We start from the raw sequence: 14,410 nt of genomic DNA on the forward strand, positions 1-14,410 counted from the left end.
ATGATAAAGCACGATCTCATTTACTGAACGGTTTCTGGTAATTTTGCTGGATCATCAGCCAACTCTTTAACATTTACAACGTTATTCCAATCAAATACCTTAATTTCCTGTTTTTCAGGATGGAAGAAATCCACGCCTTGTAAATGTTTTTCCTTAATTCCCATCCAATCAGCAAAACCATAAACAAAATTAAATGCCGATTGTGGCGTTTTTATTTTTTCTACCTTTTGACTATCACTCGAAAACATGACGAAAGGAATTTCATAATCTTGTTTATAAAGATTATTTGGATGCAATGATAAACCTTCAGAATCCTCATAATGAGCAAGCCCATGATCAGAAAAGTAAATCACCGAATAGGGTTCATTTTGCGATACTAACTGCGAATTTAATTTTTCTAAAAACTGATCCGTATATTTAATCGATTCTAAATAACAAGACATAGATTGATTAATAAAATAATTTTTAACCTCGTACGGAAGACGCTCACAAAAGGCTGGATGTGAGCCCATTAAATGAATCACAATTAATTTTGGATTCGTAATATTTTCTTTTAAGGCTTTATCTAATACAGGCAACATTTCATCGTCATAAACTTTTTTAGAATTGTAACCTAACGGCTTCATAAAAATCGTTTCATCTGCACTTTGACCAATACGAGATGCTATCGTATCAAATTCCCCAATTTTGCCTTGATTAGAAATCCAATAGGTTTTCACACCCGCTTTTTTGGCTAAAGAAATAATATTATCCGTATAGACCGTTTCCCCTTTATCTGCTCGATATAGGGTGAGTTGTAAAGACGGTTGCGTATTCGGTGCCGCAGAATAATAATTTTCAAAAACTGTGCCTTTCACACGCTCTAAAAATGGTGTGGTTTTCAATGGAAAACCATATAACGACATATAATCTTTTCGCATGCTTTCACCGATAATCAAAATATAATTTTTATATTTTGGCATAAAAGATTGAATATCCCATTGAGAAGGCGCATTAGCGGATTGATTTAGAAAATCACGTTGTTCTAAATACAGATCATTCATTCGATCAAATTCAGAATAAAAAAGAACGGGATAAAAACGGAATTTATACGCATAGTTCCAATCAGAAAATTGATTATAAGAAAAAACTAATAATAGGCTAATAACAGCCGTATTTAGCCACTTAAATGCTTGCCGTTTAAAATAAAAACTTAATTTCATTAAAGCAACAAACAGGATGAAATAACTAGCTTGAAATAAAAATATCCAAAAAGGAATGGTTGTGTAATATTCTAAGGTTTCATTAATATTCGTTTCATAAACAGAAGCGATAATCCCCAAAGATGGAATTCCATAGAAAAAACCAGCAGAGCAATAAAATAACGCGCTGAGGAATAATACAGTGATTAATATTCGCCCAACCCAAGGGGTAAAATAAAAAGAAATCGCCGTGATAACAAATAAAATTGCGTAATCTGAAACAGGAATATTCTCACTTAATACATTGCCTAATCCCATATTGGTAAATATGGAAAAGAGAAACAATAAAAAATAAAACCATATTGTTTTAGAATGAATTATTTTTTTCCCGAACATCATTAACTTCCTTTCGCACAAAAGTAAAAAAGTGCGGTGAAATTTACCGCACTTTTGAGCAAAATTTATCTCAAATTATCATTTAACCTGTTATTGTTGCACTTCATCATCTTGATTGATGAAAGAGTCATTTACCTCAATTTTCGCTCTCTCACGTAATCCTTGTATTAACTGAACTTGTAATTCAGATTGATGACTACGCAATAATTGCATACCAAATTGCGACAATTCTTTTTCACTTAAACTGCCTTGTTCAACCTTATTCAAGGCAACAACAACCACATCGCCATTTGAATTATGCACCACTTGATAAAGAGCTTCATTTGATTTTGGTTTGGCAATTGAAAATATACCATTTGTTAAAATAGGATCTTTATTTTCACTTAACGTAAAAGTCTGCTCACTTGAGAAATTAATGCCATCTATTTTTGATTCAGGGTTTTCACTTAATTTTTTCACTGCTTGTTGTGCTTTTTCATTAAGCACATTCTCAGCTTTCTGACGTTTTAAGAAAGTTTCAATATCGATTTTAGCCTCTTCTAAACTTTTTACGCCCTCTGCTTTGCGATCCAACACACGTACAATAATTGTGTGATAATCGCCTACATTAATTGGTTCAGAATTCATACCAATATTCGTGCTATCTGATTCAAATATTGTGTAAATAACATTAGGGAAATTTAATCCAGCTGGCACATTTTGACGAGAAAAATATCCGCTCTCTTGAACCTTAACACCTGCTGCTTGTGCTGCAGTATTAAGAGACTTACTGTCTTCAAAAGCCTTATCACTCGCTTGTTTTTCTAAAGAAAAATAACGACTCTCCATCAAAGATTTACGAACTAAATCTGCAATTTGAGCTTTCACATTCTCTAAACTTTGCGCTTTACGTTCTTGCACTAACACAATATGGTAATTGCCGTCCACATTGATTGGTTGGCTATATTGCCCTACCTGCAATGCAGCTGCGGCATCTTCAAAGGCTTTTGGTAATTCATTCGCATTTACCCAGCCTAAATCCCCGCCATTCTCGCCAGAAATTTTATCCAAAGATTTCGTTTTAGCGACATCAGCGAAATTTGCCCCTTTCTGTAATTCCTCATAAACCACTTTCGCATCTTGTTCATTTGCAAATTGAATATGTGCTAAACGCTGAGTCATAAATTGTGCTTTATTATCTTGATAATATTGTGCAATTTCTATATCTGTAACTTGAAGATTTTTACTTATGTTATCTGCAGAAAGATCAATATACTGAACTTTAACCTGCTCTGGCTGAACAAAAGATTTTTGATTAGCTTCATAATAAGTTTTGATTTCATCATCAGATACTGATTGTTTTGCCATTTCATCTGCAAGAGATAAAGTTGCTAAACGAGCTAAACGCTTTTGAAAGAAAATTTCTGCACTATTTTTTACTTGAGCAGGAACAATAAATTCACTGTTAGCAACGCCATTTTGTATTTGTTCAAGAGGTAACGAAGCACGTAAAATTGAAGCGTAACCATCTGACGTTAAATGATTTTGTTGTAATATTCGTTGATAAACAGAATTATCAAATTTACCCTTTACTTGAAAATTAGGATCAGTCACGATTGCACGTTTAATCATTTCATCACTCACGCCTAATTTTAATTCTTTAACATATTGGCGAAGTAATTCTTGATCAATCATTAGATTAACGATGTTTTGACGAAGTGCGGTAACAAATTCAGGAGAATCTGACTGACCCATAAACGCCTCTCCCTCACGTTGTGCGCGTATTTCAAATTCTTGATTATAGCGATTTAAAAAATCTTGTTGAGAAATCACTTCGCCGTTCACTTTTGCCGCATAAGTATCATTTGAGCTAAAAAGATAGCCAGACATTCCACCAACTAAAAACGATACAGTAATCAAACCTAAGATAAATTTAGAAATCTTTGAGTTTGTTAAATTGTGCATTTTTTCAATTAACATTCTATAACCCTTGTTATAAATATAAAAATTTTCCCGATTATAATCTAAACGTAAAAAATTAGCATCTTAAAAAGTGAAAACACCTAGTTCGTAAAGCAAGCTAATACTAATTTCTGTCAACAAGACCCTACCAAATATTGCCGCTTTTGATTTGAATTTTTGCCCAAGAAAATGACCGCACTTTATCCTTCCTATTTTCCAATGCAGAAAGAACTAAAAATACTGCCGAGTAAATCATCGGATGTGAATTGACCCGTAATTTCACTTAAATAGCTTTGAACTAAGCGTAATTCTTCCGCTAAAAGTTCTCCTGCGTGAAATTCTGTAAGTTGAACCAAACCGATTTGTAAATGCTCTGCGGCTTTATCCAACGCATCTAAATGACGGCGGCGAGCTAAAAAGCCTCCTTCCATGCCTGTTTGGAAACCCATTGCTTGTTTCAAATGTTCACGTAAAAGTTTTACGCCATCATGCGTTTGAGCGGAAAGACTAATCATTTGATAACCGCCCTGTTCGCTTTCACTTGCTTGTTCGCCATTTAAATCAATTTTGTTTCGAACAATAGTAACTGGCAAGGTTGAGGGTAATTTTGCTAAAAATTCTGACCGCACTTTGCTTAAATCTACACTTTCAGGATCGCTACTATCTAACATTAAAATAATACGATCGGCTTGTTCAATCTCTGTCCAAGCACGAGAAATCCCAATACGCTCTACTTCATCGGTTGCATCTCGAAGACCTGCGGTATCAATAATATGCAATGGCATACCGTCAATATGAATATGCTCACGCAATACATCACGGGTTGTACCTGCAATATCCGTGACGATAGCCGCTTCGCGACCAGCAAGCGCATTAAGCAAGCTCGATTTACCTGCATTCGGACGACCAGCAATCACGACTTTCATCCCCTCACGTAAAATAGAACCTTGTTTAGCTTCAGCACGAACATCTTCCAACTGATTAATAATACCGCGTAAGTTTGCTTCAATTTTTCCATCTGCCAAGAAATCAATTTCCTCATCAGGAAAGTCAATGCTTGCTTCTACATAAGTACGTAAATAAATCACAGAATCAACCAATTCATTTACTTTTTTAGAAAACTCGCCTTGTAAGGATTTCAATGCTGAGCGTGCCGCTTGTTCTGATGTTGCATCAATTAAATCTGCAATGGCCTCTGCTTGAGCAAGATCCAATTTATCATTCAAAAAAGCTTGTTCAGAAAACTCGCCTGGTCTCGCCAAACGTATTCCGTCAATTTGTAAAATACGTTTGAGTAATAAATCTAATACAACCTGCCCACCGTGACCTTGCAATTCCAACACATCCTCACCAGTAAATGAATTTGGCGATTTGAAATAAAGCGCAATCCCTTGATCTAAAATAGTGCCATCAGCATCTTTAAAAGGAAGATAATCTGCCATTCTTGGCTTAGGGCATTTACCTAATATAGCTTGAGCAACTTTTGTTGCTAAAGGCCCTGAGACCCTTAAAATCCCAATACCACCACGACCTGGCGCAGTAGCTTGAGCAACGATTGTTTCTTTCATATAAAACCTATTATTGTCTGGGGAACTACTACCTAGGGTAGGTATACCCTAGGTTTATCCCAGTGCTACCCTTTGGGGTAGAGCTTGACGTTCCCCAAAGGGGAACTATTATTACTATAATCAACCGTGGGTATACTTACCCACGGTTGATTGCCTAGGGTAGGTATACTACTACCTAGGGTAAGTATACCCTAGGTTTATCCCAGTGCTACCCCTTTGGGGTAGAGCTTGACGTTCCCCAGAGGGGAACTATTATTACTATAATTAACCGTGGGTATACTTACCCACGGTTGATTGCCTAGGGTAGGTACACACTACCTAGGGTAGGTATACCCACGGCAGTAAAATAAAGAAAAGGCACATTCCGTGCCTTTCTTTTTGCCTGTTCGTGACTATTTCTTACGAGAATGCAACCCTTTTTTCTCTAATCCACGATAAATTAATTGCTGTTGGGCGATAGTGATCAAGTTAGATACTAACCAGTATAATACCAAGCCTGATGGGAACCACAAGAAAAAGAACATAAAAACTAATGGCATAAAATTCATTACTTTTTGTTGTGTTGGGTCAGTTACTGGTGTTGGAGACATTTTTTGCAACAAGAACATTGAGATACCCATTAAAATAGGGAGAATGTAATAAGGATCTTGTGCCGATAAGTCTTGGATCCAACCAAAGAATGGTGCATGACGTAATTCAACGGCTTCTAAGAACGTCCAGTATAATGCGATAAAAATTGGCATTTGAAGAAGAATTGGCAAACAACCACCAAGTGGATTTACTTTTTCCTCTTTATAAAGTTTCATCATTTCTTGGCTCATACGTTGGCGATCATCTCCAAAACGTTCACGCATTTCTTGCATTTTCGGTTGCAAAATACGCATTTTAGCCATTGAAGTATATTGTGCTTTTGTAAGAGGATATAAAATTGCTTTCACTACAATTGTTACACAGATAATCGCTAAACCCCAGTTAGACACAATCCCTTGAATAAAGGTTAATAACCAGAATAACGGTTTAGCAATAAACCAAGCCCAGCCATAATCAACGGTTAAATCTAAATTATTTGCGACAGTTGCCATTTGATTTTGAAGTTTCGGGCCAGTCCACAATGAACTTGTAATCGTCTCTTGGCTACCACTAGGAATAGTGACAACAGGACCACGATAACCAATTGATGCAACATTATTTTTACTATCTGTAATTGTGTAAAGTTGATTATTTACATCTTGATTTGGGATCCACGCAGAAACGAAATAATGTTGTAACACTGCAACCCAACCAGCTTTAGTATCAATAGAAAGATTATTATCTTGCATATCAGCAAAACTATATTTTTTATAGTTAGTTTCTGAAGAAGAATATGCACCGCCAGTATAAGTAGGCATTGCAACATTACCAGAGCTTTCAATAATAGAATGCTTCAATTGACCATAAGGCTCCACTTCAATGGCTTGACCACTTTGGTTATCAATCTTGTAATCTACGCCTAAATCGTAGCTACCACGTTTTAATACGAAGATTTTTTGATAAGTTACGCCATCTTTTTCAAAAAGAAGCGGTACAGAAAGAGATTCTTGACCCTCTGCTAATTTAAAATTATCGCCTTCAATTTGATATTGCGCACGACCAGAACGAGTATCAATACCGTTTTTACCAATTAAACCACTTTGCGCAATATAAATATGCTCTTTAGTATCTTTTAATAATTCAAACGGTGTTTTTGAATCCAATTCTGCATCATATTTTAATAATTCAGAGCTAATTACATCGCCACCCAATGTATCAATTTTCAAACGGAACACATCGTTTTCAAGAGTAATAATACGACCACGAGTTTGAGAATCAGCTATGGCTTGTGAATTAGAAGGGGAACTTGCCGGAACGTCAGAAGTGGCAGTTATTGAAGTTGTTTGTTCAGTTTGCACAGGTGGATTTTTATCCAACTGCCATTGCTGATAAACAAGGAAAGAAATAAAAATCAGTGCAAGCACTAATAGGCTACGTCTTGAGTCCATTATTTTTTCTCATCATTATTATTGGTTTTTGGTGGAACAGGATCGAATCCACCTGCGTTTAAAGGATGGCATTTTAATACACGTTTCAGCGTAAGCCAACCACCTTTTAATAATCCGTGTGTTTTTAATGCTTCAATACCATAGCAAGAACAAGTAGGCACAAACCGACAACGAGCCCCAATAAACGGACTAATCATAATTTGATAAAGACGGATAATCTTAATTAAGATTTTTGTGCCAAGCGAATGTGTCTCTGCCATAATTTTTCGAGTATTTGTGCAAATGCACTATTGTCGAGTTTTCCAATACCATTTTTAGCTACAAAAACAAAATCATAAGCAGGCAAGCGATGCTGTGATAAACGAAAACTTTCTCGTACTAAGCGTTTAATTCGATTACGCTCGTGGGCGCGTTTTAAATGTTTTTTAGCAACGGTCAAACCTAAACGCGGATGTTCAAGATTATTTTTTCTAGCAAGGATTGTAATTTCGGGAGTACTAGCTCTGAATGGCTGTTCGAAAACATTTTTGAATTGAATGGGAGTTAATAAACGTAACTCCCTTGAAAAGTTCAGCTTAACCACTAAGAATTGTGATTACGCAGATAAACTTTTACGACCTTTAGCACGGCGACGTGCTAAAACTTGACGGCCATTTTTAGTTGCCATACGAGCACGGAAACCGTGAGTACGACTACGTTTTAATACAGAAGGTTGAAATGTACGTTTCATTTTAATTTACCTAAATACAATTAAGAGTGAATAAAATAGGGTGCAATTCTAGTCATAAAATGCGCGTTCGTCAAATAAGAAACGGAAATTTTTTAAAAAATTTCAAACTAATATTAAAAATATAGTGTATGCACTTTGACAATGTTAGAGATAACTCAACAGTTAGTTTACAACCTTAAAATATTTTTCCAATTTCGAGATAAATTCTATTTTTATCATAACGATAAAAAGCATGATTACTAGTGGATTTTTGATAATCCCACGATAATTTAGGTGTTAGTCCCATAAAATGTATATTTCGATGCCATAAAGTAATTGTGGTTGTGTATTCACGATTTTTTTGCTGTATCCCAATCAAATCTTTCTCTCTATACACTCGATTGGCATAACTAAAAGTAAGACGTGATGAAATACCATAAGACCAATCCTGCCCCCAACCAAGTCTCAATGTCTTTTGTTGATAAGCATTATCTAATGCTTGTGTATTTTCTCGATGAAAATCCATTCCAACAAACCAAAATTGAGTACTTTTAGGCAAATAAAATAATGTTGATGAAATGAAATAATAATTACCATCTAAATGTTTTCGGATTTTATAACGAGATTCTCCATACTCAAGTGCGGTAGAAATTTGCCAAGTTTTACTTAGCCAATCTACGTTTTCTAAACGAATACCCAATTTATCCGCATATTGCTTCATTGTATTCGTTCCAGAGCTACCGCCTGCATACCAACGCTTTTCTTGAAAAGGAAACAACGAGACTTCAACTAAGGCAGTTTGATAACCTAAACCACCACCTATACGAAAAGTAGCCTCATTGTATTTTTTATTATCCCAATAATATTTTCCATTCCCATTAAACATAGTTTTACTAAAAAAATGATCTGCCCATGGCCATTTTTTTTCTACTGATAAAGAATACCCTACCCCCTTCCCACTTTCTTTTTCCCAAGCGGTCCAATTACCAATTTTTGTGCCACTTTTTGGAGCGTTATTCAAATTATCATCATTTAAAAAATTTAAGCCTACTTGCCATATCCATTGATTCCGCTGATTTAGTGTTAAAAGATACTGATCAATAACACCTAAAAATTTTTCATCATCTACCTCTGTACGTAATTTTTCAAATTGAATTTTGGCAGATTCATTTTCATAGTTAAAAAATAGGGCTTGAGCTAATTGATAACGCAAAGGTAGTAAAGATGCCTCTAGAGCGAATAATTCACGATAATAAGCAATAGATTGAGTTAAATCACCTTGTTCACGAGCTTCAATAGCCTTTGCCCAAGTGAGTAAGAAATTATCTTGCTGAGGAAATTGTTTATATAGTGGTAATAACAGTTGAACTGCCTGAGTGTTATTTTGATATAAAGCAAGAATTAACCCACGCAAAACAAGTCTTGGATGTTGTGCTAATTCGCTTTTGGAAAGAGAAATAATATGCCTATTTGGTATTTCTTTCTTAGGCATAGAGGAAAAAGAGGAGGTTTTTAATTCCGCACTTTGAATCGTATTTGTCAATGTATCATTTTTAGGACGTGCAACATCTGCCCAAGCTATATTCGTTAATGATAAGCCTATTAATGATAAGCCTATTAATGATAAGAAAGAAATTTGTTTTACGCCATTTTTCATATTTTATCCATATTCTTAAAAAACTCTAACTTGACATTATTACAAAAAAAGAACAATAATGCGAATTATTATCAATTTTGTATAAGTATTAATTCTATGAAATCTGTTTCTCTTATCACTGGTGGACTTTCCTTTTTACTAAGTGCTTGTAGCGGGGGAGGTGGCTCTTTTGATGTAGATGACGTCTCTAATCCCTCCTCTTCTAAACCGCGTTATCAAGACGATACTTCAAGTTCAAGAACAAAATCTAAATTGGAAAATTTGTCCATTCCTTCTTTAGGGGGAGGGATGAAGTTAGTTGCGCAAAATATACATCCTCACTCAAACAAAGAACCAAGCTTATTGAATGATTATAGTGTCTTAACTGACCTCTCTTTGATTATGAATGATGTTGAAAAGAACAATAAAAACGGGGGCCCCCCCCCTATTGGCTCAATTAAGGAACCTAATGCAAAATCAAAAGATCCTAATTCACAAAAATACGTTTATTCTGGTTTGTACTATATTGAGAATTGGAGATACTTTTCCAAACCCCAAGAAAAAGAAAAAAAAGCTTATTCTGGCTATTATGGTTATGCGTTTTATTATGGTAATAAAACTGCAACAAACTTGCCAGTAAGCGGGGTAGCTGAATACAAAGGAACTTGGGATTTCATCACTGCAACTAAAAATGGCCAAAAGTATTCTTTGTTCAGTAATTCTAGCGGTCTAGCTTATTCTAAACGTAGTGCTACTCGAGGAGATATTGATTTAGAAAACGGTGACGCGGGATTAACTAGTGAATTTACTGTCAATTTTGGTACGAAAGAGCTCACAGGTGGACTTTATTACCATTTACGTAAAACAAATGCTAATACATCACAAAATACAACACATAAACTCTACAATCTAAAAGCTAAAGTGTATAGCAACCGATTCAGGGGTAACGTTATTCCTGAAGAACCCACATCTACGGATCATCCCTTTACCAGCGAGGGAACATTAGAAGGTGGTTTTTATGGGCCTAACGGTGAAGAATTAGGAGGGAAGTTTTTAGCTGGCGATAACCGAGTTTTTGGGGTATTTAGTGCCAAAGAAACGGAAGAAACGTCAAAAAACCAAACATTATCCAGAGAAACCTTAATTGATGGCAAGCTAACCACTTTTAAAACAACCGATGCAACAACCAGTACAACAACCAATACAGCAGCCAGTACAATAACTGATGCAGAAAACTTTAAGACGGAAGATATATCAAGTTTTGGTGAAGCTGATTACCTTTTAATTGACAATCAGCCTATTCCTCTTTTACCTGAAAATACTGATGATTTCATAACTAGTAAGCACCATGAGGTAGGAGGTAAACACTATAAAGTGGAAGCATGTTGCAAGAATCTAAGCTATGTGAAATTTGGTATGTATTATGAGGATAAAGATAAGAACAACAACAATGAAACAGGACAATACCACCAATTTTTGTTAGGTCACCGTACTGCCAGTTCTCAAATTCCTACAATGGGAAACGTGAAATATCGCGGTAGTTGGTTTGGTTATCTGAGCGATGGCGAGACATCTTACTCCACTACAGGAAATAAACGACAAGATAAAAGTGGTGTTTCTGTTTTTGATGTTGATTTTAACAAGAAAACATTAACAGGCGAATTAAAACGAGACGATACTCAAAATACCGTATTTAGAATTAATGCAACCTTTCAAAGTGGTAAGAATGACTTCACTGGTACAGCAACCGCAAAAGATTTAGTAATAGATGGTAAAAATACACAAGACACATCTAAAGTCAATTTCACGGCAACAGTAAACGGGGCATTTTATGGACCTGATGCTTCTGAATTAGGCGGTTATTTCACCTATAACGGAAAAAATCCTGCAGATAAAAATTCTGAAAGTTCCTCAGCCGTATCTTCACCATCCAATTCACCAAATGCAAGAGCTGCAGTTGTCTTTGGAGCTAAAAGACAAGTAGAAACAAACAAAAAGTAAAAACAACCAAATAATGGAATACTAAAAATGACTAAAAAACCCTATTTTCGCCTAAGTATTATTTCTTGTCTTTTAATTTCATGCTATGTAAAAGCAGAAACTCAAAGTATAAAAGATACAAAAGAAGCTATATCATCTGAAGTGGACACTCAAAGTACAGAAGATTCAGAATTAGAAACTATCTCAGTCACTGCAGAAAAAGTAAGAGATCGTAAAGATAATGAAGTAACTGGACTTGGCAAAATTATCAAAACTAGTGAAAGTATCAGCCGAGAACAAGTATTAAATATTCGAGATCTAACACGCTATGATCCAGGGATTTCAGTTGTAGAACAAGGTCGCGGTGCAAGTTCTGGATATTCTATTCGTGGTATGGACAGAAATAGAGTTGCTTTATTAGTAGATGGTTTACCTCAAACGCAATCTTATGTAGTGCAAAGCCCTTTAGTTGCTCGTTCAGGATATTCTGGCACTGGTGCAATTAATGAAATTGAATATGAAAATGTAAAGGCCGTCGAAATAAGCAAGGGGGGGAGTTCTTCTGAGTATGGTAATGGAGCACTAGCTGGTTCTGTAACATTTCAAAGCAAATCCGCAGCCGATATCTTAGAAGGAGACAAATCATGGGGAATTCAAACTAAAAATGCTTATTCAAGCAAAAATAAAGGTTTTACCCATTCTTTAGCTGTAGCAGGAAAACAAGGTGGATTTGAAGGGCTAGCCATTTATACTCAACGAAATTCAATTGAAACCCAAGTCCATAAAGATGCATTAAAAGGCGTACAAAGTTATGATCGCTTAATCGCCACAACAGATGGATCTGCAGCACACTTTGTGATGCAAGATGAGTGTCCAAATGGTTATGACAAGTGTATACCTTCAGCCAAGCCACCTGCGAAGTTATCCTCCCAAAGCGAAACCGTAAGCGTTTCAGATTATACTGGGGCTAACCGTATCAAACCTAATCCAATGAAATATGAAAGCCAGTCTTGGTTTTTAAGAGGAGGGTATCATTTTTCTGAACAACATTATATTGGTGGTATTTTTGAATTCACACAACAAAAATTTGATATCCGTGATATGACATTTCCCGCTTATTTAAGCCCAACAGAAAAAGGGGATTTAGCAAATCGCCCTTTTTATCCAAAGCAAGATTATGGCGCATATCAACATATTGAGGATGGCCGAGGCGTTAAATATGCAAGTGGGCTTTATTTCGATGAACACCATAGAAAACAGCGTGTAGGTATTGAATATATTTACGAAAATAAGAACAAAGCGGGAATCATTGACAAAGCAGTGTTAAGTGCTAATCAACAAAACATCATACTTGACAGTTATATGCGACATACGCATTGCAGTCTTTATCCTAATCCAAGTAAGAATTGCCGCCCAACACTTGATAAACCTTATTCATTCTATCGTTCTGATAGAAATGTTTATAAAGAAAAACATAATATGTTGCAATTGAATTTAGAGAAAAAAATTCAACAAAATTGGCTTACTCATCAAATTGTCTTCAATCTTGGTTTTGATGACTTTACTTCCGCACTTCAGCATAAAGATTATTTAACTCGACGTGTTACCGCTACGGCAGATAGTATTCCAGGGAAAGTTAGTGAAACTGGTAAACTAAGAAATGGTTTACCCAAACAACCTTACTTCTACCCAAAACCAAAAGTAGGTTTTGCAGGACGAGATCATTGTAATTATCAAGGTAACTCCTCTAATTATAGTGACTGTAAAGTGCGGTTAATTAAAGGGAAAAATTATTATTTCGCAGCACGCAATAATATGGCATTAGGGAAATACGTTGATTTAGGTTTAGGTATTCGGTATGACGTATCTCGTACAAAAGCTAATGAATCAACTATTAGTGTTGGTAAATTTAAAAATTTCTCTTGGAATACTGGTATTGTCATAAAACCAACGGAATGGCTTGATCTTTCTTATCGCCTTTCTACTGGATTTAGAAATCCTAGTTTTGCTGAAATGTATGGTTGGCGGTATGGTGGCAAGAATGACGAGGTTTATGTAGGTAAATTTAAGCCTGAAACATCTCGTAACCAAGAGTTTGGTCTCGCTCTAAAAGGGGATTTTGGTAATATTGAGATCAGTCATTTTAGTAATGCTTATCGAAATCTTATCGCCTTTGCTGAAGAACTTAAAAATGGAAGGGGCAAGGGCAATTATGGATATCATAATGCACAAAATGCAAAATTAGTTGGCGTAAATATAACTGCGCAATTAGATTTTAATGGTTTATGGAAACGTATTCCCTACGGTTGGTATGCAACATTTGCTTATAACCGAGTAAAAGTTAAAGATCAAAAAATCAATGCTGGTTTGGCCTCCGTAAGCAGTTATTTATTTGATGCCATTCAGCCCAGCCGTTATATCATTGGTTTAGGCTATGATCATCCAAGTAATACTTGGGGAATTAATACAATGTTTACTCAATCAAAAGCAAAATCTCAAAATGAATTGCTAGGACAACGTGCATTGGGTAGCAATTCAAGGAATGTAAAATCAACAAGAAAACTTACTCGGGCATGGCATATCTTAGATGTATCGGGTTATTACATGGTGAATAGAAGTATTTTGTTCCGATTAGGAGTATATAATTTATTAAACTATCGCTATGTCACTTGGGAAGCGGTGCGTCAAACAGCACAAGGTGCGGTCAATCAACATCAAAATGTTGGTAACTATACTCGCTACGCAGCATCAGGACGAAACTATACCTTAACATTAGAAATGAAATTCTAAATTAAAATGCGCCAGATGGACTAGACATGCTATATCTATACCTTACTGGCGCATCTTTTTCTGTTCTATAATCTGCTTAAGTGAAAAACCAAACTTGGATTTTTTACAAGATCTTTCCACGCATTTATTGTAAAATCTCCGACAATTTTTACCGCACTTTTCTCTATTACAAAAATAACAAGGATCCTTTT

The 14,410-nt window shown here is 35.6% G+C and carries 10 protein-coding genes; 2 read left to right on the forward strand and 8 right to left on the reverse strand.

What is annotated here, in order from left to right; translation table 11 throughout:
• Positions 1–20: 20 nt before the first annotated feature.
• From AT683_RS09240 to AT683_RS09275, 8 genes are all read right to left on the reverse strand, one after another.
• Positions 21–1,580, reverse strand: a complete 1,560-nt coding sequence (locus AT683_RS09240; RefSeq protein WP_038441409.1) for a phosphoethanolamine transferase — start codon at positions 1,578–1,580, stop codon at positions 21–23.
• Between the two features lie 87 nt (positions 1,581–1,667).
• Positions 1,668–3,536 (reverse strand): SurA N-terminal domain-containing protein, encoded by a 1,869-nt coding sequence (locus tag AT683_RS09245; RefSeq protein WP_038441411.1) that lies wholly within the window; start codon positions 3,534–3,536, stop codon positions 1,668–1,670.
• Positions 3,537–3,727: 191 nt separating this feature from the next.
• Positions 3,728–5,086, reverse strand: a complete 1,359-nt coding sequence (mnmE, locus tag AT683_RS09250) for a tRNA uridine-5-carboxymethylaminomethyl(34) synthesis GTPase MnmE (RefSeq protein WP_038441413.1) — start codon at positions 5,084–5,086, stop codon at positions 3,728–3,730.
• 392 nt (positions 5,087–5,478) lie between these two features.
• Positions 5,479–7,104 (reverse strand): membrane protein insertase YidC, encoded by a 1,626-nt coding sequence (gene yidC / locus AT683_RS09255; RefSeq protein ID WP_038441415.1) that lies wholly within the window; start codon positions 7,102–7,104, stop codon positions 5,479–5,481.
• Positions 7,104–7,364 (reverse strand): membrane protein insertion efficiency factor YidD, encoded by a 261-nt coding sequence (gene yidD / locus AT683_RS09260; protein WP_005647910.1) that lies wholly within the window; start codon positions 7,362–7,364, stop codon positions 7,104–7,106. The genes yidC and yidD overlap by 1 nt, the downstream gene beginning before the upstream one ends.
• The gene (rnpA, locus tag AT683_RS09265) at positions 7,328–7,687 is read right to left on the reverse strand and encodes a ribonuclease P protein component (RefSeq protein WP_005651622.1); all 360 of its coding nucleotides are present in this window, start codon (positions 7,685–7,687) and stop codon (positions 7,328–7,330) included. Before rnpA ends, yidD begins: the two co-directional genes overlap by 37 nt.
• Before the next feature lie 12 nt (positions 7,688–7,699).
• On the reverse strand, positions 7,700–7,834 hold the full coding sequence (gene rpmH, locus AT683_RS09270; RefSeq protein WP_005539760.1) for a 50S ribosomal protein L34: 135 nt from the start codon (positions 7,832–7,834) through the stop codon (positions 7,700–7,702).
• 175 nt (positions 7,835–8,009) lie between these two features.
• Complete coding sequence (locus AT683_RS09275; protein ID WP_038441417.1) at positions 8,010–9,470, reverse strand: surface lipoprotein assembly modifier; 1,461 nt, start codon at positions 9,468–9,470, stop codon at positions 8,010–8,012.
• Positions 9,471–9,566: 96 nt separating this feature from the next.
• Here AT683_RS09275 and AT683_RS09280 point away from each other — a divergent pair, with 96 nt between their 5' ends.
• Positions 9,567–11,450 (forward strand): transferrin-binding protein-like solute binding protein, encoded by a 1,884-nt coding sequence (locus AT683_RS09280; RefSeq protein WP_058222238.1) that lies wholly within the window; start codon positions 9,567–9,569, stop codon positions 11,448–11,450.
• 27 nt (positions 11,451–11,477) lie between these two features.
• Positions 11,478–14,219: a transferrin-binding protein Tbp1 gene (gene tbp1, locus AT683_RS09285; RefSeq protein WP_038441421.1), complete on the forward strand. Its 2,742-nt coding sequence runs from the start codon at positions 11,478–11,480 to the stop codon at positions 14,217–14,219.
• Positions 14,220–14,410 lie beyond the last annotated feature (191 nt).

Origin of the sequence: Haemophilus influenzae (genome assembly GCF_001457655.1) — a bacterium.
In the GTDB taxonomy this organism is placed as follows: Bacteria; Pseudomonadota; Gammaproteobacteria; order Enterobacterales; family Pasteurellaceae; genus Haemophilus; species Haemophilus influenzae.

Coding starts and splice junctions, on each gene's coding strand:
- AT683_RS09240 (WP_038441409.1), bottom strand. CDS start 1,580: ATGATGTTCGGGAAAAAAATAATTCATTCTAAAACAATATGGTTTTAT.
- AT683_RS09245 (WP_038441411.1), bottom strand. CDS start 3,536: ATGTTAATTGAAAAAATGCACAATTTAACAAACTCAAAGATTTCTAAA.
- mnmE (WP_038441413.1), bottom strand. CDS start 5,086: ATGAAAGAAACAATCGTTGCTCAAGCTACTGCGCCAGGTCGTGGTGGT.
- yidC (WP_038441415.1), bottom strand. CDS start 7,104: ATGGACTCAAGACGTAGCCTATTAGTGCTTGCACTGATTTTTATTTCT.
- yidD (WP_005647910.1), bottom strand. CDS start 7,364: ATGGCAGAGACACATTCGCTTGGCACAAAAATCTTAATTAAGATTATC.
- rpmH (WP_005539760.1), bottom strand. CDS start 7,834: ATGAAACGTACATTTCAACCTTCTGTATTAAAACGTAGTCGTACTCAC.
- AT683_RS09275 (WP_038441417.1), bottom strand. CDS start 9,470: ATGAAAAATGGCGTAAAACAAATTTCTTTCTTATCATTAATAGGCTTA.
- AT683_RS09280 (WP_058222238.1), top strand. CDS start 9,567: ATGAAATCTGTTTCTCTTATCACTGGTGGACTTTCCTTTTTACTAAGT.
- tbp1 (WP_038441421.1), top strand. CDS start 11,478: ATGACTAAAAAACCCTATTTTCGCCTAAGTATTATTTCTTGTCTTTTA.